The organism is Pseudidiomarina halophila (assembly GCF_003987215.1).
GTDB lineage: Bacteria > Pseudomonadota > Gammaproteobacteria > Enterobacterales > Alteromonadaceae > Pseudidiomarina > Pseudidiomarina halophila.
Genome location: NZ_PIPW01000003.1, coordinates 82329 through 102302, shown reverse-complemented (window position 1 = coordinate 102302; position 19974 = coordinate 82329). Strand labels below are relative to the sequence as shown.

16 protein-coding genes and 2 pseudogenes are annotated in these 19974 nt (G+C 52.2%); 16 read left to right on the top strand and 2 right to left on the bottom strand.

Translation table 11 applies throughout. The features are described from left to right. The 7 genes from rpmE (at position 1) to argH (ending at position 7651) form a co-directional block, all read left to right on the top strand. Positions 1-222 (top strand): 50S ribosomal protein L31, encoded by a 222-nt coding sequence (gene rpmE, locus CWI69_RS09605; RefSeq protein ID WP_126763996.1) that lies wholly within the window; start codon positions 1-3, stop codon positions 220-222. A 257-nt stretch (positions 223-479) separates the two neighbouring features. Continuing rightward, a complete protein-coding gene (locus CWI69_RS09600) occupies positions 480-1724 on the top strand; it encodes a malic enzyme-like NAD(P)-binding protein (protein WP_126763995.1) in 1245 nt (414 codons plus the stop codon). A gap of 105 nt (positions 1725-1829) precedes the next feature. Continuing rightward, entirely contained in the window at positions 1830-2849 is a 1020-nt protein-coding gene (gene argC / locus CWI69_RS09595; protein ID WP_241971085.1) for an N-acetyl-gamma-glutamyl-phosphate reductase, read from the top strand. Next, on the top strand, positions 2846-3613 hold the full coding sequence (gene argB / locus CWI69_RS09590; protein ID WP_126763994.1) for an acetylglutamate kinase: 768 nt from the start codon (positions 2846-2848) through the stop codon (positions 3611-3613). The genes argC and argB overlap by 4 nt, the downstream gene beginning before the upstream one ends. Positions 3614-3663: 50 nt before the next feature. Then, entirely contained in the window at positions 3664-4578 is a 915-nt protein-coding gene (gene argF, locus CWI69_RS09585) for an ornithine carbamoyltransferase (protein WP_126763993.1), read from the top strand. Then, positions 4575-5813, top strand: coding sequence for an argininosuccinate synthase (locus CWI69_RS09580; RefSeq protein WP_126763992.1), 1239 nt, complete (start codon positions 4575-4577; stop codon positions 5811-5813). The genes argF and CWI69_RS09580 overlap by 4 nt, the downstream gene beginning before the upstream one ends. Beyond that, positions 5810-7651 carry an argininosuccinate lyase gene (gene argH, locus CWI69_RS09575; RefSeq protein WP_126763991.1) on the top strand — a complete coding sequence of 614 codons (1842 nt, stop codon included), beginning with the start codon at positions 5810-5812 and terminating at the stop codon, positions 7649-7651. Before CWI69_RS09580 ends, argH begins: the two co-directional genes overlap by 4 nt. A gap of 18 nt (positions 7652-7669) precedes the next feature. Here argH and metJ read toward each other — a convergent pair whose 3' ends face one another. Then, positions 7670-8005, bottom strand: coding sequence for a met regulon transcriptional regulator MetJ (gene metJ / locus CWI69_RS09570; protein WP_126763990.1), 336 nt, complete (start codon positions 8003-8005; stop codon positions 7670-7672). Positions 8006-8195: 190 nt separating this feature from the next. Here metJ and metL point away from each other — a divergent pair, with 190 nt between their 5' ends. Then, positions 8196-10646: a bifunctional aspartate kinase/homoserine dehydrogenase II gene (gene metL, locus CWI69_RS09565; RefSeq protein ID WP_126763989.1), complete on the top strand. Its 2451-nt coding sequence runs from the start codon at positions 8196-8198 to the stop codon at positions 10644-10646. A gap of 5 nt (positions 10647-10651) precedes the next feature. Here the strand turns inward: metL and CWI69_RS09560 are convergent, their stop codons facing one another. After that, positions 10652-13123: a penicillin-binding protein 1A gene (locus CWI69_RS09560; protein ID WP_126763988.1), complete on the bottom strand. Its 2472-nt coding sequence runs from the start codon at positions 13121-13123 to the stop codon at positions 10652-10654. A gap of 222 nt (positions 13124-13345) precedes the next feature. Between CWI69_RS09560 and pilM the strand changes: the two genes are divergently transcribed. The 8 genes and pseudogenes from pilM to aroB all read left to right on the top strand — a co-directional run bounded on the left by pilM (position 13346) and on the right by aroB (position 19964). Continuing rightward, positions 13346-14416 (top strand): type IV pilus biogenesis protein PilM, encoded by a 1071-nt coding sequence (gene pilM, locus CWI69_RS09555; protein ID WP_126763987.1) that lies wholly within the window; start codon positions 13346-13348, stop codon positions 14414-14416. Continuing rightward, positions 14404-14988, top strand: a complete 585-nt coding sequence (locus CWI69_RS09550; RefSeq protein ID WP_126763986.1) for a PilN domain-containing protein — start codon at positions 14404-14406, stop codon at positions 14986-14988. Before pilM ends, CWI69_RS09550 begins: the two co-directional genes overlap by 13 nt. Beyond that, positions 14988-15569, top strand: coding sequence for a type IV pilus inner membrane component PilO (locus CWI69_RS09545; protein WP_126763985.1), 582 nt, complete (start codon positions 14988-14990; stop codon positions 15567-15569). The genes CWI69_RS09550 and CWI69_RS09545 overlap by 1 nt, the downstream gene beginning before the upstream one ends. Continuing rightward, on the top strand, positions 15566-16108 hold the full coding sequence (locus CWI69_RS09540) for a pilus assembly protein PilP (RefSeq protein WP_126763984.1): 543 nt from the start codon (positions 15566-15568) through the stop codon (positions 16106-16108). Before CWI69_RS09545 ends, CWI69_RS09540 begins: the two co-directional genes overlap by 4 nt. Continuing rightward, positions 16105-16914: pseudogene (locus CWI69_RS12420) on the top strand (AMIN domain-containing protein); the annotation flags it as partial. The gene CWI69_RS09540 and the pseudogene CWI69_RS12420, both read left to right, overlap by 4 nt. Before the next feature lie 72 nt (positions 16915-16986). Next, positions 16987-18194: pseudogene (locus CWI69_RS12415) on the top strand (type IV pilus secretin PilQ); the annotation flags it as partial. Positions 18195-18318: 124 nt separating this feature from the next. Then, positions 18319-18837: a shikimate kinase AroK gene (gene aroK / locus CWI69_RS09530; protein WP_126763983.1), complete on the top strand. Its 519-nt coding sequence runs from the start codon at positions 18319-18321 to the stop codon at positions 18835-18837. A gap of 44 nt (positions 18838-18881) precedes the next feature. After that, positions 18882-19964: a 3-dehydroquinate synthase gene (gene aroB / locus CWI69_RS09525; protein ID WP_126764243.1), complete on the top strand. Its 1083-nt coding sequence runs from the start codon at positions 18882-18884 to the stop codon at positions 19962-19964. Positions 19965-19974 lie beyond the last annotated feature (10 nt).

Here is a 19974-nt window from a genome sequence, read left to right as displayed (position 1 = left end):
ATGAAAGCAGGTATTCATCCTAAGTACGAAGACTTGAAAGTCAGCTGCTCGTGCGGCAATACTTTCGTAACTCACTCTACGCGTGGTGGTGATTTGCACCTTGACGTATGTTCAGAGTGCCACCCGTTCTACACTGGTAAGCAGCGTATTATGGATACCGGTGGTCGTATCGACAAATTCAACAAGCGTTTCAGCGTGTTGGGTGGCAAGAAGTCGTCGTAAAAGACAAGCTTCTGCACAGAATTCAGGAAAAGGCGCCAAAAGGCGCCTTTTTTTATAGCTGTATCGCCGCCAGGCGCTATAAATGCTGACTATTCCTATGGTTCCTTTTTAAACAACCTGAAAATCTAGGGGCCTCAACCAGGCTTATCCGCATCAGGTAAGATTTGTTATTCCCTGCCAAGCCTCTACAATGACCTTAATTCAGTTAACCCCTGACGGTGCCAGTCATCGTTGTTGCTTAAAAGGTACGCTACGCAATGTCCGACTTTCGCAAACAAGCGCTCGATTACCATGCATTACCTACGCCAGGCAAAATTAGTATTGAGCTGACCAAGCCGGCGGAAACCAGTAAAGATCTGGCTCTTGCCTATAGTCCCGGCGTGGCCGAGCCGGTGCGCGCCATCGCGGAAAATCCCGACGATGTTTACCGCTACACAGCGAAAGGCAACATGGTAGCGGTGATCTCCAACGGCACAGCGATTCTCGGTTTAGGTAACTTAGGTCCGATGGCATCTAAGCCCGTTATGGAAGGTAAAGCCTTATTGTTTAAGCGCTTCGCTGGACTTGATTCGATCGACATTGAAGTCACCCACCGCACCACCCAGGACTTTATCAATACCGTCGCGAATATCGCCGACAGTTTTGGTGGCGTTAACCTGGAAGATATTAAAGCGCCGGAATGTTTTGAAATTGAAGAAGCACTGATTGAGCGCTGTGATGTGCCAATTTTTCATGACGACCAGCACGGTACAGCCATTGTTACCGCCGCCGGCCTGTTAAATGCGCTGGAGATTCAGGGCAAAGAACTGCGCAAGGCACAAATTGTCTGTTTGGGCGCAGGCGCGGCCGCCATCGCTTGTATGGAACTGCTGATCAAATGTGGTGCCCAGCGAGAGCACATCTACATGCTGGACTCGAAAGGAGTGATTCACACCCGCCGTGAAGATCTGAATCAGTACAAAGCCTTGTTCGCCAACAACACGGATAAACGTACATTAGAAGAAGTAATTAGCGAAGCTGATGTCTTTGTCGGTGTTTCCGGGCCCGACCTATTGAGTCCCGATGCGCTCAAATTAATGGCGGAAAAACCCATTATTTTTGCCTGCTCCAATCCTGATCCGGAAATTAAGCCAGAACTGGCCCACAAGGTTCGCGATGATTTAATCATGGCGACGGGTCGTTCTGACTACCCCAATCAGGTCAATAACGTACTTTGCTTTCCGTTTATGTTCCGTGGCGCCCTCGATGTCCGCGCCCGCGCCATCAACGATGAAATGAAGCTCGCCGCCGTTGAGGCCATTCGCAGTCTGGCCAAAGAGCCTGTGCCCGAAAGCGTATTAAAAGCCGCTGGCGTTGATAAACTTGAGTTCGGCGTGGACTACATCATTCCCAAACCCATAGATCCGCGTTTGAAAACCCGGGTTGCGCGTGCGGTCGCAGAAGCCGCAGTAGCATCCGGTGCTTCGCGCATCGATCTACCGAAGAATTACATGGTGGAATAACCGCGCGGCTTCTGCTGAGAACACAAAAAATGTAATACTTATGCTTGTTTTGTGAATTTCTATTCACTATACTTGGGCCATCTATTGCCTAAAGTATACCTGTGGATGATGAAACAAGAACCTATTCAATGCGCCGTGCTTGGTGCCAGTGGTTACACTGGCATTGAGCTTGTCTGGCTGTTGCATAACCATCCACAATTTTCGGTTAAGTTTGCTTTTTCCTCAAGCGCACGTGAAGCAGAGCCCATTTCCACTTTGTATCCGCAGTTAAGTGGTCGGTGCGAGCTGATTCTGCAACCTTGGCACTCGGATCTGTTGCCGCAATTGGCGCAACAGGTTCGGGTGGTTTTTTTAGCGCTTCCCCATGAAGCCAGTGCTGAACTCGCGCCACAGCTAATTGCCGCTGGGCTGGTGGTATTTGACCTGTCCGGTGCTTTCCGCCTAATCGACGCGCAACAACATCTGCAGGCGTATGGCTTTAAGCAACCTAAGCTTGATGCTGCCGTACCTTATGGTTTGGCCGAATTCACCCAGTTGCAAGGCGATGAGCCTTTAATTGCCGTGCCCGGTTGTTACCCGACCGCAGCAGCGCTGGCATTACGTCCGGTAAGTCATTTGCTCACCCACGACTCTGTGCCTATCGTCAACGCTGTAAGCGGTGTTACCGGTGCCGGCCGCAAAGCCCAGCTGCACACCAGTTTCTGTGAAGTCAGCTTACAGGCCTACGCGGTCGCCGAGCATCGTCACCAACCGGAAATGGCAGCAAGCATCGGCCGCGATATCCTGTTTGTGCCCCATTTAGGTAATTTCAAACGCGGCATTCTGGCGACCATTTATGCCCAGGTACAGTCCGGCATTTCAGCTGCCACCATTGAGGACACCCTGCAAGCTTGCTACGCCGATAAACCACTGGTGCGTATCGTCAACACACCACCAAAACTGCAACAAGTGGTAGGTACGCCCTATTGCGATATTTACTGCAAAATGCACGGTCAGCAACTGATTTTCAGTGTCGCCATCGATAACTTGTTAAAAGGCGCAGCGGCACAAGCGGTGCAGCTTGCCAACCAGTATTTTCGGTTACCGCCAAGCGCCGGCTTAATGAACCCTGGAGCCGTGGTATGACAACGCCACTGGTGATCAAATTAGGCGGTCGGGTGCTTACCGATGCCGCTGCATTAAATGCGCTCTTTAGCACTGTGCATAAACTGGCTGCGCTACGGCCACTGGTGTTGGTGCACGGCGGTGGTGATCAGGTACAGGACCTGTTGCAGCGGTTGGGCGAAGTCTCGACTAAAACTGCCGGTCAGCGGGTGACCCCGGCTGGGCATATGCCGATTGTGGCTGGCGTACTCGCCGGTGATGTTAATTCGCAACTCTGCGCAGTGGCGCAACAGCATGGCCTTAAGAGCGTGGGGCTTACCCTGCAAGCGGGCGAAACTCTAATCTGTGCTGTTGATACCAGTCGCGGCGCTGTGGGCATTCCCACGCCAAACAGCAGTAAGCTGTTGCAACTGCTCATCGACAGTGACTATCTGCCGATTTTGAGTTCTATCGGCGTCAGTGCCGATGGCCAACGGCTCAATGTTAACGCTGATCTTGCTGCCGCTGCGGTAGCACAGGTGTTGCATGCCGACCTTATTCTACTTACCGACGTGGCCGGCATTCTCGACCGCGACGGCCTCCTCATCGACTCCATTAATGCCACGCAGGCACCGCAGCTTATCAGTGACGGTGTGGTACGCGACGGCATGGTGGTGAAATTAAACGCCGCTTTGCAAGCCGCACAACATTCGCGACGAAGTATCGCGGTGGCTGGCTGGCAAGACGCCAACGCACTGACCCGACTGGCAAAGGGTGAGGCGGCCGGAACCCGCATTCGTTACTAGGTTGCCGTTTATTTTCCGTATCGCAGATTCATTTATTAGTTGGAATTATCATGCAAGATTTATTAGCACTGCGCGATTTATCAAGCGCCAAAGTGACGCATTTACTGGACCTCGCGCAAACCATTAAGCAAGACCCGGGGGCCTGGCAAAACCATTTACAGGGCAAAAGTATTGCCTTGTTGTTCGAGAAGCCATCGCTGCGCACCCGCGCCAGTTTTGCCGCGGGTATTCACCGGCTCGGCGGTCATAGCATTTACCTGGATGCAGCAAATCTGATGGGCAGTCGTGAACCGGCTGCCGATGTCGGTGCCAACCTGGCGCTCTGGCACGATGCTATCGTCGCCCGGGTGTTTTCCCAGGCGACTCTGGACGAGCTGGCGCAGGCATCAGATAAGCCCGTGATCAATGCTTTGAGCGACATTTGTCATCCCTGTCAGGCAATGGCTGACTTACTTACCTTAACCGAGCAACTGGGCGATCTGAGCAAGGTTACGCTTACTTACCTTGGCGATGGCAACAACGTCTGTCAGGGTCTGATGTCCGGCGCTGCACTCGTGGGCATGACCTTCCAGATCGTTACACCGAAAGGCTATGAACCCGATGCAGAAGCGCTGGCGCACGCACAGAGCGTTGCCACCACTAATGGGGGCAGCGTCACCCTGCATCATGATTTCAACGACCTGCAACGAACCGATGCTATTTATACCGACACCTGGTTCTCGATGGGACAAGAGCGCGACAGCAACGCCGTGATGCATGACTTTGCCCCCTTTCAGGTCAACATGGATCTGATGCAGCAACTGGGCGCCAGCTATTTTATGCACTGCCTGCCCGCCTACCGTGGCCGTGAAGTTACCGCTGAGGTGATTGATGGCCCGCAGTCGCTGGTGCTGCACCAGGCGGAGAACCGTTTACACGCACAGAACGCAATTTTAGTTGAATTACTCACAGGAGCTCAGGCATGAAAAAGTCAGTGGAAAAGGTCGTTTTAGCGTATTCAGGCGGTCTGGATACCTCTGCCATAGTGCCGTGGCTGAAAGAAAATTATGACTGTGAGGTGGTCGCCTTTGTTGCTGACGTAGGTCAGGGTGATGAAGAGCTTGCTGGGGTGGAAGAAAAAGCTATCGCCTCCGGCGCCAGCAGTTGCCATGTGGTGGACCTGAAACAACAGCTGGTCAATGAGGTGATATTCCCAACCCTGAAAACCGGTGCGATTTACGAAGGTCAGTACCTGCTCGGTACCGCGCTGGCCCGGCCGATTATTGCTGCGGCGCAAGTTGAACTTGCCCGGAAAGTAGGTGCCGATGCCCTCGCGCATGGCTGCACCGGTAAAGGTAACGATCAAGTGCGTTTCGAATCTGCATTTGCCGCACTAGCGCCTGATTTACACGTGATTGCTCCCTGGCGTGAGTGGGCCATGCGTAGCCGTCCGCAACTGCTGGCGTATCTTGCTGAACGTAATATTCCCTGCAGTGCGTCAGCAACTAAAATCTACAGTCGCGACGCCAACCTCTGGCATATTTCAACTGAAGGTGGTGAGCTCGAAGATCCCTGGAATGCACCTACTGCACAAGTCTGGAGCTGGACCACTGAGCCACTGCAGGCACCTGATGTGCCGGAATACCTGACCTTGTCGTTTCTTCATGGCGAGTGGGTTGCACTCAACGGCGAGGCTATCGACCCGGTCAGCGCCATCACTCAGCTTAATCATGTTGCTGGTGCCCATGGCGTGGGTCGCCTCGATATGGTGGAGAACCGCCTGGTTGGCATGAAATCCCGTGGCTGCTACGAAACCCCTGCTGGTGCTGTACTTTACGCTGCGCTGCAAGGCCTCGAAAGTCTGGTGCTGGATCGCACCACGCAAGATTATCGGATTCGCATGGGCAACGAATTTGCCCAACTGCTCTACGATGGACGTTGGTTCACGCCATTGCGTGATGTCATGCTGGCGGCAGCGAACAAACTGGCTGAACCTTTAACTGGCGATATCGTGGTCAAACTCTACAAAGGCCAGGTCAATGTCACGCAGAAGCGTTCACCCAACAGCCTGTACTCGAATGCCTTCGCCACCTTCGATGAAGATGAAGTCTATAATCAACAGCATGCCGAAGGCTTTATTCGCCTGTACAGTCTGGCGTCACGCATCCGTGCTTTGCACCAGACCACGGCAGTCACCGATGGAGAAGAGGCAACGTCATGAGTTTATGGGGAGGACGGTTCAGTGAGCCCAGCGCCGCTGAATTCAAACAATTTAACGACTCGTTGCGGTTCGACTATCAGTTGGCGGGCTACGATTTGCAGGCGTCCCAGGCCTGGGCGGATGCTTTAGCGCAGGCCAAGCTGCTGACGGCGGACGAAAATGCCCAATTACAACAGGCGTTGCAGGAGCTGCAACAGGCTGTTGCTGCGGACCCGCGCCTGCCGTTGCAAAGTGACGAAGAAGACATTCACAGCTGGGTGGAAGCCCAGCTGATCGAAAAAATCGGCGCCACCGCCAAGAAGCTGCATACGGGTCGCAGCCGTAACGATCTGGTCGCCACCGATTTGCGACTGTTTTGCAAAGCTGTATGTGCCGAGCTGATCACGGCGAACCTCGCCGCAGTTCAGGCGCTGATTAAGTTTGCCGAGCGCTATCAGGCTGCTGCTTTGCCGGGCTACACCCATTTACAACGGGCGCAGCCGATCATGGCAGGACATTGGGCATTGGCTTACGTACAAATGTTGCAGCGCGATGTCAGCCGGTTGAAAGAAACCCAAAAGCGGCTGGATGTGTGTCCTCTTGGCAGCGGTGCGCTGGCCGGCACTACAGCTCCACTTGACCGTGAAGCACTGGCGCACAGTCTGGGCTTTCGCTACGCCTGTGAAAACAGCCTGGACGGCGTGTCCGATCGCGATTTTGCGCTGGACTTACTGCATAGCGCCAGCACCGGTATGCTGCATTTGTCGCGTTTAGCGGAGGATGTGATCTTCTATTGCTCCGGTGAGTCCGGTTGTTTTGCCATGAGCGATCGTATCAGCAGCGGGTCCTCGTTAATGCCGCAGAAGAAAAACCCCGATCTGTTTGAGCTGTTGCGCGGCAAAACAGGACGGGTGTTTGGTCATCAGCATGCGCTGCAAACCACCCTGAAAGGCTTACCGCTGGCCTATAACAAAGACATGCAGGAAGACAAAGAAGGGCTATTCGATGCCCTGCACACCTACCTGCAGTGTTTGCAGATGCTGACCTTTGCGGTGCCCGAGTTAAGTGTTAACGAAGCTCATGCGGCGCAGCAGGCGGCGCTCGGCTACAGTAATGCCACTGAACTTGCGGATTATCTGGTGAGCAAGGGCATTCCCTTTCGCGATGCCCACCATATTACTGGTGCTGTGGTGCTTTATGCCCAACAGCAGGCGCAGCCCCTGGAAAAGTTATCGTTAGCCGAGTTTCATGAGTTTTCCGACACCATCGGTGAAGATGTCTACCCGGTGCTTGAACTTAATTACGGCGTGCAGCAGCGCAGCGCGCTCGGCGGCACAGCGCCAAGTGCGGTGCGGCTGGGGATCAAACATGCCAACGACTGGCTGCATGCGGCTGAAGCAGCAAGTAAGCATGTGCGTCAGGCGCGGCTCAGCGATGCCGACAAGATTTGCGAGCTCATTGCCTACTGGGCCGAACAGGGTGAAAACCTGCCGCGGGATAAAGCAGATATTTTACAGGCAATCCAAAGTTTTGCGGTGGCTGAAATTGACGATGAGGTAGTCGGTTGTGCGGCACTTTATGTCTACAGCACCGGCTTAGCGGAAATCCGTAGCCTTGGCCTGTTCCCTAAAGCGCAGGGCAAAGGACTGGGTGCGGAATTAGTGGCATTTTTACTGTGGAAAGCGCGGGAACTGGGCATCAGCCGGACCATAGTGCTGACCCGGGTGCCGGAATTCTTTGGCCGGCTCAACTTTCGCCTGACGGTAAAAGATAAGCTGCCGGAGAAAGTCATGAAAGACTGCGAACTTTGTCCGCGCAAACATAACTGCGACGAAACCGCGCTGGAGTACCTGCTTTAAGAGCGCCCGGGTAATGCTTTACTCGAGTTCGTCGTCGCTGAGCTCTTCATCCTCGGGAATGGGCAGGCCGCGGCGCTCGAGTTCGGCGCGCACTTCAGCCGGGATTTTGTGCGGGTTGTCTTTACGTAAGTCGTCATCGGTCGGCAGGGGCTGACCGGTGAAGGCATGCAAAAATGCCTCACACAACAATTCACTGTTGGTCGCATGTCGGAGGTTTTTAATTTGCCGACGGGTGCGCTCGTCGGTTAACACTTTCAGTACCCGGGTAGGAATCGACACGGTGATCTTCTTCACCTGCTCGCTTTTCTTGCCATGTTCCACATACGGATAAATATACTCGCCGTCCCACTCCATACTGCACCTTCTGCTGAATAACCCCACACAATGGGGTGAATTGTACAATGGTCTGCGGTACAGTCAACTTTATACGCTTAGCTGTCTATACGGCTTATTTGCATTAAGCTTAACTTACATGGCTTTATTGCGAAGCAACGCCACCGTATAATCGATTTTTTTGACACTTTCCGGAGAACGCATACGCATCATGAAGGTTGAGGTTTCGGACGCACAAATTCATACCGTTGCAGAGCAGGTTCAGGTTCACAAGTTTGGGGGCAGCAGTCTCGCCGATGCTTATTGCTATCGCCGTGTTGCCCGCATTGTCACAGAATATGCCGGCGCCAGTGATCTGGTGGTGGTATCTGCCGCAGGGGACACCACCAACCGCATTCTTGCCATCATTGATGCCAAACAAGAAGGCGATGCCGACGGCGACTACGGCATGGCGGAAGTCTTGCTGAAACAGCTGGAAAAATATCAGCAGGGTCTGATCAGTGAATTGTTGAGCGGTGAGCATCAACAACGCCTGCTGGCTGCTTCGCAAAAAGACTTCAGTCGCTGGTGGAACTGGCTAAGTGGCGAGGAAACCATCGAGAATCGTCCGGAGCTGTTATCCTACGGCGAACTCTGGTCGGCGCGACTATTGGCTGCCCTTCTCAAGCAGCAAGGCACCCAGGCCGATTACATTGATGCCCGCACTTTCCTCGTCGCTGACGACGCACCAGAACCGCTGATCCGCGTCGAAGTTTCCCGTGCTGGTTTATTAAACCGGATTGCTGCCCATGCTGGGACCCGCTTCATTGTAACTGGCTTTATCTGTGCAGATCCGGAAGGTCGTTCACTGATACTTGGCCGTAACGGCAGTGACTACTCCGCAACCTTAGTCGGCAGTTTAATCGACTCCAAACAGGTCACCATCTGGAAAGATGTTGCCGGGGTCTACTCGGCGGATCCGCGCAAAGTTGAGCGGGTGGTGAGTTTACCGATTCTGGACTGGCGTGAAGCAGAAGAGCTGGCCCGCCTTGGCAGCCCGGTTTTGCATCCGCGTACCTTCCAGCCGGTCAACCGCGAACGCATGGTAATCGCTGTGCGCTCCAGCCTGAAAGTCGAGAATCAACAAACCCGCATTGGTCAGTACGAAGACACTGAACCTGCTGGCAAAGTACTGACCGCGCTCTCCGAAGTAGTGTTGTTTCGGGTCGACCTGCGCGATGCCAAGCTGATTCAGGCCATCGAAGACCTCGAACTGACACCACTAACCAGCTGGAACGAAGTGGATCAGCATCAGGCTTATTATGCCTACCACCAGAACCACCTCGATTACATGGAACAATGGTTAGCCGCGACTGACACCAAGCACAGCGCCAGTAAGCTGACCGGCTATGCCATGCTGGCTCTGGTTGGCAACCGAATACAGGAAACCGAACAATACTCGGTGTTCAAACAGGAAGCAGGCGAGCAGGCGCTTCGGCGGCTGGCCCTCACCCCGGATAACAACGCGGTGGTGGCGATTCTTGAGCAAAAACTCGATAACCGCCTACTTAACCGTATCCATAGTCAGTTGTTTAATCACCGCCGCAGCCTCGGTGTGCTGGTGGTTGGCCGCGGAAATATCGGTAGTGCCTGGCTTAGTCTTTACCGCCGCTTACGCGAGCGCATCAACGAACAAATGGACGTGCGCATCATCGGCGTATTGAACTCGACCCGCATGTGGCTCGACTACAACGGCCTCGACCTGACTGACTGGCAGGATAATTTTGAACGACTGGCGCGCCCCTATGAAATGAGTCAACTCATTCCAGAGCTGCCGAACGCACCTTATGATGAACTGGTCATGATGGATTTAACCGATGCCACTTCTGTCGCGCAGTTGTACCCGAGCTTTTTTGCCAACGGTATGCACATCATCAGTGCTAACAAACGCGCTGGCGCATCGACTGACAGTCAGTACAGCGAAATTCGTACCATTCAGCAGGAATATCAGCGGGAATGGTATTACAACACCACCGTGGGCGCTGGCCTGCCACTGAATTATGCACTGAATGATTTGCGTAACTCCGGCGATACCATTCAGAGTATTTCCGGGATTTTCTCGGGCACCATGTCGTGGTTATTCGAGAACTTCAATGCCGACGTCAAATTCAGTGACCTGGTGCGCGAAGCGAAAGAACGTGGTCTGAGTGAACCGGATCCGCGGGAAGATTTATCCTGTCAGGATATTGTCCGTAAACTACTGATTCTGGCGCGCGAAATTGGCCTGCGGCTGGACTGGCAGGACATTGATGTCGAAAGTCTGTTACCCGAACACCTGGAAGACATTCCGTTAGATGAGTTCATGCAGCGTCTGCCGGAACTCGACGACGGCATGCAGGATCTTTATCAGGACGCCCAGCAGACGGGCAAGGTACCGCGCTTACTGGCGAGTTTTGCGGTGCAGGACGACCGCGTACGCGCCCGGGTTGGGATTGAATACATTCCCGAAGGCGATATGCTGGCCAATCTGATTCCGGGCGAGAATATTTTTGTGATTTACACCGACTGGTACCATGAGATGCCATTGGTCATCAGTGGCCCGGGTGCTGGTAAAGAAGTCACCGCAGGCGGCGTGCAATCTGATTTAAATCAGTTGCTCAGCCGCCTGGCCAAGAAATCCTGAGTGGATTAGAAGATCGAATCGTCGTCACCGAACACCGTTGGTGACGACGAGTTATCAACATACTCCGTCGGTGCTGTGCCCGGAATAAAGTACTCAAAGCGGGTCGTGTAATCACTGGCGCGGCTTAGCTTGCCCGTCGCCAGATCAATCCGCGCCGAAACCAATCCAGGCGGTACATCGAAAGGTTCAGCTGCAACATCTTCCACCGCTGTTTCCATAAAGTCGATCCACATCGGCAGCGCCGTTTTTGCGCCCGCTTCAGTACCTGAAATCGGTTGCTCGGCCGCATCGAGGTTACTGTTCATGGTGGTGCTGCCAAGGGCGTTTTCCAGATTATCAAAACCGACCCAGCCGGTGGTAACCAAACCACTAACAAAGCCAGAGAACCAGGTGTCTTTCACGTCGTTGGTGGTACCCGTTTTACCTGCGACGTTACGACCGGCATGCTTAGTAATAGCGTCCGATCGCTGAATCCGCCATGCGGTACCATTCCAGCCGGTTTTATGCGCCCAGCTACCACCACCCCAGACAGCAGAATTCATCGCCTGGGTCACCAGAAATGCGTTTTGCTCGGTGATTACCTGCGGTGCTGGTAACACGTCACGTTCTGCTGGCTGGCATTCTACACAGGCAACTTTTGGCCGCGCTGTGAAAATCACTTGTTCCTGATTATCAACGATGCGTTCAATAAAATAAGGTTCGATGAGGTAGCCACCATTAGCAAATACCGCATAACCACGTGCGACTTCCAGTGGTGTCATTGACGCCGAGCCCAGCGACAGGGATTCGTTGCGCGGCAGCTCGTCGTACTCAAAACCAAAATTAGTTAAATAGTTGACCACGGTCTCGACGCCCATCGCCCGCAGTAGGCGCACGGATACAACGTTTTTCGATTTTGCCAGCGCTTGACGCACACGGATAGGGCCTTCGTACACGTCCGGCGAATTGCGTGGTCGCCAGGCAATACCGCTGCCCGGATTCCATTGGTTAATCGGTGCATCATTGACCAGCGTTGCCAGGGTAAAACCGTTCGCCAATGCCGCAGAGTAGATGAAAGGTTTGATATTCGAACCTACCTGTCGCTCAGCCTGTACCGCGCGGTTGTATTGGCTGTTGGCAAAGCTATAACCACCAACGGCCGCGGCAATACCGCCATCACCGGGGCGCAGCGCGACAATCGCTGCACTGGGTTCAGGCACTTGCGCCAGTCGCCAACCGCTTTCCGTCGCGCGCACCCGAATGACTGCGCCCGGGCTAATCACATCATTGATGGTTTCAGGAGCTTGTCCCTGACGCTCACGGTTAATAAAGGGACGTGCCCACGCCACGTTTGCCCAGGCCAGCTGCGCCTGTTCACCATCAGCGAAAACAATGGTCGCTGCCCGGCTGGCTTCGTTGATCTCGAGCACAGCTGCGGGACGGGTCAGGCCTATCGGCCGGAATTCATCTAATCGCTCAACCACAGTAGCAACTGGTAATGGTTCTTCATCTTCTTTCGCCGACCAGAGCTGGGCTTCGACGCCACGATAGCCGTGACGTTCATCATAAGCATGCAAATTGTGTTGTACCGCGCGCTGCGCTGCGCGCTGCTGTTTCGCGCTCGCGGTCGTGTACACTTTCAGCCCGCTGTTGTAGGCGATATCTTCGCCGTAGCGGGCAACCATTTCAGCGCGAACCATTTCCGCCAGATAAGGTGCATTCATGGTTACTTCGGCGCTATGTACACGGGTTTTGATGGGAGCCGCCAATGCCGACTGATACTCGGCTTCAGTGATTTTATCCTCCGCTAGCATCCGACCCAGCACCACCGCCCGCCGATCGCGTGCACGTTCCGGGTTGGAAATGGGATTCATCGTCGAAGGGGCTTTTGGCAAACCGGCAATCATCGCCATTTCAGCTAAAGTCAGTTGGTCCAGGTCTTTGCCGTAATAGACTTGCGCAGCCGCGCCAACACCATGCGCGCGGTGGCCGAATGTGATTTTATTTAGATAAAGTTCAAGAATCTCATTTTTTTCCAGCTGATTCTCAATATGCAGTGCGATAAAAGCTTCTTTTATTTTTCGCGTCCACGTTTGCTCAAAGGTTAAGTAGAAGTTCCGCGCAAGCTGTTGGGTGATTGTACTACCGCCACCTTGAATTTCACCGCTCGCCAGCAGCTGGAAAAAAGCACGGGCGACGCCAATCGGGTCAATGCCGACGTGCTCATAAAAACGCTGGTCTTCGGTCGCCAGGAAGGCGTCAATCATGGTCTGCGGCACATCTTCCAGACGCACCGGGATACGGCGAATCTCGCCAAATTGCGCGATCATCTCACCATCGGAGGAATAAACTTGCATAGGTGTCTGTAGGCGAACTTCACGAAGTTCCGCAACACTTGGCAGCTCGTCTTTGTAGTATAAGTACATACCACCAACGCTGAGACTGCCTAAAACAAAAGCAATCAATGCGCCATACAGTATCCATTTTAAAACTTTCACAAAATTTATCCTTTTTTGGATCTAGTGCTATCTTGTAAAGAAACAGTGTTTTTGTTGCTATCTTTAACTGCATATTATAGAAAGATAAGCAGAGATTCCTACGCGACACTAAAAAACTGCTATGCTCTTTGCGTGGATCTTACATTTCTGTCGTGCGCAGCGAATGGCAACTTACATAACAATGAATTATAAGCCATTTACACATCCCATCGGGAGAACATTATGGGGCTGTTTGGTCTAGGTAAAAAACCTGGTCTAGGCATCGATATCGGAACAGATGCGATTAAGGCTGTGGAAATTGTATCACAAGGCGACACCTATGAAATTGTGCGTGTTGCTGAGACGCAATTAGCTAAGAATCTTATCACCGACGATGAAATTACGGACATAGAAAAGCTTTCCAAAGCGCTCAAGCAAAATAAAAAAAGCTTAGGCACGCGAGCTATTGATGTCGTTGGCGCCGTATCAGGCAATCAGGCGATTTCAAAGCAGCTGGCTATGTCGCTCGATCTTGACGACGAAGCTATTGCTGAAAAAATCGAGACTGAAGCTGAAGCTCTTATACCTTTCCCCATCGCCGAAGTCCGGTATGACTTCGAAAGTCTTGGCGAGCATCCAACCATGCCCGGCCAGCAACGTGTCATTGTAACCGCGACCCGCACCGTGAGCGTCGACACCCGCGTGCAAGCGTTGGAAGAAGCCGGCTATAAAGTCCGCATCATGGATGTGGATAACCAGGCTATACTCCGCGCCTGCGATCATGTGATGCCCCATTTGCATCCCGATCTCTATGACAACAAATTACCGCTAATGGTTCTCGATATTAGTAGCGCGGCGGTGCAGACGATTGTCATTGGGCATGGCGAAGTGATGTTCACGCGTTATCAGAGTGGCGGTCTCACCCAACTTTTTAAAGCGCTGGATAACGACGGCGAAGTGGACCATGGCCAAATATTTGCTAAATTACGCGCCGGCGAAACCGACGATATTTCACCGATCATCCTGCAGGACTTCTTAGGCAACCTCTGGGCGCAAATCAGCCGCGGCATGCAAATTTACCGCAGCAATGCGACCAAGAAAGATTTCGCTGGTATTTTGTTGATCAACAGCGGCGCGATGCTACCGATGATCGTCGATAACATCCGCGAACAGGTGGAGTACCCGGTCATTAGCCTTAATCCATTCGAGCACTTCCCGCTACCGAGTAAATATCAACACTTACAATCTCATGGCCCACGCTTTGTTGAGGCATTGGGATTAGCGTTACGGAGCTTTACCCCATGGCACACGTAAACCTGCTCCCCTGGCGCGAAATAGCGCGCCAACGCGCGAAACAAAAATTTGGCATCCAAGCCTTTATTGCGCTTCTGATTGCCGCTGGCATTGTATTTATCGCCTATAGTGTTATCCAGGACTATAAGCAACAACAACAGGCACGAAACCAGTTTTTAACTGCACAGATTGCCATCCTTGATCAGCAGATTGCTGAAATACAGGAGATTAATAAGAAAAAAGATTTAATCGTCAATCGCATGGAGTTGATCCAGTCCTTACACCGTGATCGCAATACAGCAATTCAAATGCTGAATGAACTGTCCGAGCGAACTCCCGACGGAGTACATATTTTGAGTTTAGAAAAACGCGGTGACCGACTGAGCCTGAGAGGTCGTAGTGTTTCCAACAACCGTGTTTCTGAGTTTTTACGTGAGATGAGTGACTCTGACGTCTTCAACAATCCGGAATTAAGAGAAATTTCAACCGATGCTGAGGGGGGCGATGGTCCAACCCGGTACAGTGCTTTTTCCCTTAGTGTCTCCCTCGCAAAAGAGGGTACTACCCCTTCCGTCAATCAGGGAGGTCGCTAATGAATTTGCGCGAACTTGATATCAATGAAATGCCATTCTGGCCTGCGCCATTTAGGTTCGGTGCATTGCTATTGTTGGTGATTATTTGTTTAGGCCTGGCCTACCACTTTCTCTTATCCGATGAGTGGAGCGCCTATCAAAAAGAGCAAGCCAGAGAGAATCAGCTTAAACAAGATTATGAATTGAAATATCAGACTGCGGTTAACTTACCAGTCTATCAGGAGCAGTTGACTCAGCTGAATAAAGATCTCGAAGTTTTATTAGACATGCTTCCTGACGACGATGAGACTGCCAGATTGCTCGACGATATTACTCTGGTAGGCACACGTAGTGGTCTGGATTTTGACCGAATCGAGTGGTTAGCGGCACAACCAAGAGAGTTTTATACCGCACTTCCGATGCGTTTTGATTTACAAGGTGGCTACCATCAAATTGGCGATTTTATTGGTCAGATTGCGGGCCTGCACCGAATTATCAGCGTGAAGGATTTCACTCTGCAACGCTCAGATTTAAGCGAAGAATTGCGTCTTAATGTAACTGCCGAAACCTATCGCCAGCAAACTTTGAGGGCGCAACCATGAGTAAGCGCTTGACCTTAGTTGCTTTAACGAGTCTACTGCTTGGCGCTTGCAGCCAAGGTGGCCATCAAGATTTAGTCGCCTACACTGAACAGGTACGCTCCAGCTCGGTACCTAGTGCCGATCCGGTTCCGAAAATGCCTGAATTAGTGCGCATCGACTACACTGGACGCGCATTTCGTAATCCGTTTGAACCGGCTCCACTCAATGCACCGGAGCAGAACGCGAACACACCAGGTTGCCCGCAACCCAACCTCGATCGCGAGCGTGAAGAACTGGAATCGTTGGGTCTTGACCAGTTTACTTTGGTTGGCACTATGCGTACCAATGCCGAAGGCCAAGTAGCACTAATTAGTACCAATCAAAGCCGTCTCTATCGAGTTTCGATGGGAGATTATTTAGGCCTTAATTTGGGGCAAGTTACCGAAATCACTCCAAATTACATTATGATATCTGAATGGGTTCCAGCCGGTGATGGTTGTTGGCAACAACGCAACACCGCACTGCGCTTACCGGGTTCACAAGGGAGTTCTGATCTATGACGTACGTTATCCGTTTCATGATGCTCATGATGTTGTTACCAGCTGCGGTTGGTGCCAACGAGCTAGTACGTATCGAACAAATTCCATTAGCGAATGACCGCTTCAATCTTGAGGTGCATTTCACTAATGCGGTGCAAGCACCGGTTGTTCGACGTAGTGAGAACCCCCTGGTTCACGAATTCCTATTGCTGGGGACCGACAATGAACTTGCTTCTGGTTTACAACAGCTTGCAGACCACCCGCTGTTAGAAGACGTTAGTCTGGAGCAGCAACGCGAAGATACCCTGTTACGGGTCACCACTAAACAACCATTAGACCACTTACTGAGCCGTTATGAAGACGTGATGGTGTTGGTCTTTGTTGAATCCGACGAGCCAGGTGATGCAGGTCAAACAGCCGCGATCACCACCACTGAGCCTGAAAGTGTCAGCGCAGAGCCAGAACCAGTTGCCGCAACTGAACCCGCTCCTGAGCGCCGTCCGGCACCTGAACAGCCTGCTGTGGTTACAGCAGCATCTTCGCCTGACCCTGACCTGCCCAGCGTCACCGATATCGATTTCACCCGCTTACCAGACGATATTGCACTCCTGCGTCTACAGCTGAGCGAAGAAAATATTGAGCATGAAGCCCGGATACGCGGTAACCGTCTTGAACTTACGCTGTACGATACCGAAATCAGTGATGATTTGCTTTACGTTTTAGATGTGAGTCAGTTTGCAACTCCAATAGCACACATTGAAACCTTCCGTGATGGTGATGACGCAGTTGTGACCATTACCGGTAAGGATGACTTCCGTCACCAACTCGAGCAAATCGATGGCTCGCTGAATCTGAAGTTCAGCAAACCAATTGAAGTGGTCGAGAACGATGGTTCACAACGTCCTATATCGCTTAACTTCCAGAATGTTCCGGTACGCCAGTTGTTGCAGATCCTGGCAAATGAAAATGACCTTAACCTCGTGGCCAGTGAGTCTGTGACCGGTAACATCACGTTACGGCTGGAGAATGTGCCATGGCAGCGCGCCCTGAACACCATCCTGCGGGTTAAAGGCTTATCCAGCCGCATGGACAGCAACATTCTTATCGTTGCCCCTGCTGATGAGCTTGCCGAACGTGAAGCTCAAGAACTTGAAGCTAGACAGCGCCTGTCTCAGTTAGCCCCACTGGAGAGCACATACATTCAAATTAATTATGCTAAAGCTGTTGATATTGCAGCCATATTACGTACAGAAAGTTCAGACTTGCTGTCTGAACGTGGCGCGGTAACTGTCGATGAGCGCACTAATACTCTACTAGTGAGGGATACGCCACGGCAGATCGAAGAAGTTGAAGATATGGTTAAAGTGCTTGACGTCGCTGTTAAGCAGGTAGTCATCGAAGCACGCATGGTCACTGTACGTGATAATATTAGTGATGAACTCGGCATCGTCTGGGGCTTTACCAATCCTGATGCAAGTGGTCCGGATATTTGGGGTTCGGGAACTGAGACATCAGGCGACTTTAATGTGAATCTCCCGGTTAGCAATCCGGCCGCAACTATTGGCTTCCAAGTTGCAAAACTAGCAGATGGCCGATTGCTTGATCTAGACTGTCCGCATTGGAACGCGAGAACAAGGGCGAGATCATTGCGAGTCCACGCATCACAACGGCAAACCAGAAAAAAGCATACATCGAACAAGGTACCGAGATCCCTTACGTCGAGAGTGCTTCATCAGGTGCCACTTCAGTACAGTTTAAGAAAGCAGTTTTAGGTCTTGAGGTGACACCGCAAATCACCCCGGATAATCGAGTCATTATGGATCTGGTAATTACCCAGAATACTCGTGGTGAGACAGTTTCAACACCGACAGGACCTGCGGTATCCATTGATACCCAAGAAATTGGTACCCAAGTATTAGTTGGCAATGGCGAAACCATCGTTCTCGGGGGGATTTATCAGCAGCAAATCCTGAACGATATTACCAAGGTACCATTATTGGGCGACATCCCTTACGTTGGTGTGCTGTTCCGCAGCGATAGTCAGATTCACGAAAAGCGTGAACTGCTGATCTTTGTGACACCACGAATTGTAATGTCGACGCCGTAATCCTTGCTTAAATGGCTGTGACTTGCGATAATCCCGCCTCTTTTGGATTGGGTAAAGGAAGGTCAGACAGACACTCCGGATTCCGTGAGTCACAGCTATTAAACGAGTGATGTAAAGCAAAGATATGGCTGAAAAACGTAACATTTTCTTGGTAGGCCCCATGGGGGCTGGTAAAAGCACGATTGGCCGACAACTGGCTCGGCAACTTCACCTTGAATTCTTCGACTCTGATTCTGAAATCGAGCGCCGCACTGGTGCCGATATCGCGTGGGTCTTCGAACTGGAAGGTGAGGAAGGTTTCCGCGCGCGCGAAGAAAAAGTTATTGAAGAACTGACTGAAGCAACCGGTATTGTTCTGGCAACCGGCGGTGGTTCTATCCTCAGTAAAGAGAGTCGCAACCGGCTTTCCGCTCGTGGCATCGTGGTTTACCTGCAAACGCCCATTGAAAAGCAACTTGCCCGCACCCAGCGTGACAAGCGTCGGCCCCTGATTGCTGAAGCTGAAGACCCGCGTGCCGTGCTCGAAGACCTCGCCTCACAACGCAATCCTTTGTATGAGGAAATTGCTGACGTGGTAGTGCGCACCGATGAGCAAAGTGCTAAGTTTGTGGTCGACAAAATAATTGAACAAGTGGGGTTATAGCCCCAGCTACGGAGCAACGCATGCAAGCCGACTCTCAGACTTTGATACATCGCATCGACGTCGGACTTGCTGAACGTAGTTATCCTATTCATATTGGTCGGCAGCTGTTTACAAGCTTGCCGACACTGCTCACCGATTTGCCCGGACAGCTTTGCATTATCACCAATGCAACTATCGCCGCTCACTATTTAAAACCTCTGCAAGCCGCTTTGCCTGAATCAGCGACGGTTATCGTGCACGAAATCGCCGATGGCGAGCATGCCAAAAGCATCTCATCCTACGGCGAAATCATGGATGCATTAATCGCGGCAAGCTTTAATCGTGATTGCGCAATTCTGGCTCTCGGCGGCGGTGTGGTCGGTGATTTAGCGGGTTTTGTTGCCGCTACCTTTCAGCGTGGGGTCGATTTTTATCAGTTGCCGACAACGTTACTCGCACAGGTCGACTCGTCAGTGGGCGGAAAAAATGCTATTAACCATCCCGGCGGTAAAAATCTCATTGGTGCCTTTTACCAACCGCGTGCCGTGGTGATCAGCACCGATTGCTTAACCACACTCACCACCCGCGATTATGCCTGCGGCCTCGCCGAGGTAGTCAAATACGGCATTATTTATGATGCGCAGTTCTTTGCCTGGCTGGAACAAAATGCCGCAGCGCTGAATGCCCGCGAACCTGAAGCTCTGGCCTACGCTATCTGCCGCTCGTGCGAGATTAAGGCCGAGATTGTTGCCGCGGACGAGCGGGAACAAGGCCAGCGGGCGCTGCTCAACCTTGGCCATACCTTTGGCCACGCTATCGAGGCTGAATATTACACCAGCTGGCATCACGGTGAAGCTGTGGCGGCAGGCACCGTGGTGGCCGCGCAGTATATGCTGCAACATGACGAGTTAACCAGCGCTGACTACCAGCGCATCCTCGCGCTGCTGCAAACCTTTGGCCTGCCTGTGCGCGCCCCGCAACTAACTGAAGCAAAGTGGCAACAGCGCATGCAACGTGATAAAAAAGTACAGGCAGGGCGGTTAAGGTTTATCTTGCCCACTCGTATTGGCCACGCTGAACTACGCACCGTCACCGACTGGCCAGGCGTTTGGCAAGCCATTCGCGCCGTCACCGAAACAACTCGTTAAGTGTGGACCA

Bases quoted from the DNA above. Each gene is read 5' to 3' on its own strand.
- metL (WP_126763989.1), top strand. From the start codon at position 8,196: ATGAAGGTTGAGGTTTCGGACGCACAAATTCATACCGTTGCAGAGCAG.
- argF (WP_126763993.1), top strand. From the start codon at position 3,664: ATGCAAGATTTATTAGCACTGCGCGATTTATCAAGCGCCAAAGTGACG.
- CWI69_RS09545 (WP_126763985.1), top strand. From the start codon at position 14,988: ATGAATTTGCGCGAACTTGATATCAATGAAATGCCATTCTGGCCTGCG.
- argB (WP_126763994.1), top strand. From the start codon at position 2,846: ATGACAACGCCACTGGTGATCAAATTAGGCGGTCGGGTGCTTACCGAT.
- CWI69_RS09580 (WP_126763992.1), top strand. From the start codon at position 4,575: ATGAAAAAGTCAGTGGAAAAGGTCGTTTTAGCGTATTCAGGCGGTCTG.
- aroK (WP_126763983.1), top strand. From the start codon at position 18,319: ATGGCTGAAAAACGTAACATTTTCTTGGTAGGCCCCATGGGGGCTGGT.
- rpmE (WP_126763996.1), top strand. From the start codon at position 1: ATGAAAGCAGGTATTCATCCTAAGTACGAAGACTTGAAAGTCAGCTGC.
- pilM (WP_126763987.1), top strand. From the start codon at position 13,346: ATGGGGCTGTTTGGTCTAGGTAAAAAACCTGGTCTAGGCATCGATATC.
- CWI69_RS09550 (WP_126763986.1), top strand. From the start codon at position 14,404: ATGGCACACGTAAACCTGCTCCCCTGGCGCGAAATAGCGCGCCAACGC.
- metJ (WP_126763990.1), bottom strand. From the start codon at position 8,005: ATGGAGTGGGACGGCGAGTATATTTATCCGTATGTGGAACATGGCAAG.
- argH (WP_126763991.1), top strand. From the start codon at position 5,810: ATGAGTTTATGGGGAGGACGGTTCAGTGAGCCCAGCGCCGCTGAATTC.
- CWI69_RS09600 (WP_126763995.1), top strand. From the start codon at position 480: ATGTCCGACTTTCGCAAACAAGCGCTCGATTACCATGCATTACCTACG.
- CWI69_RS09540 (WP_126763984.1), top strand. From the start codon at position 15,566: ATGAGTAAGCGCTTGACCTTAGTTGCTTTAACGAGTCTACTGCTTGGC.
- argC (WP_241971085.1), top strand. From the start codon at position 1,830: ATGATGAAACAAGAACCTATTCAATGCGCCGTGCTTGGTGCCAGTGGT.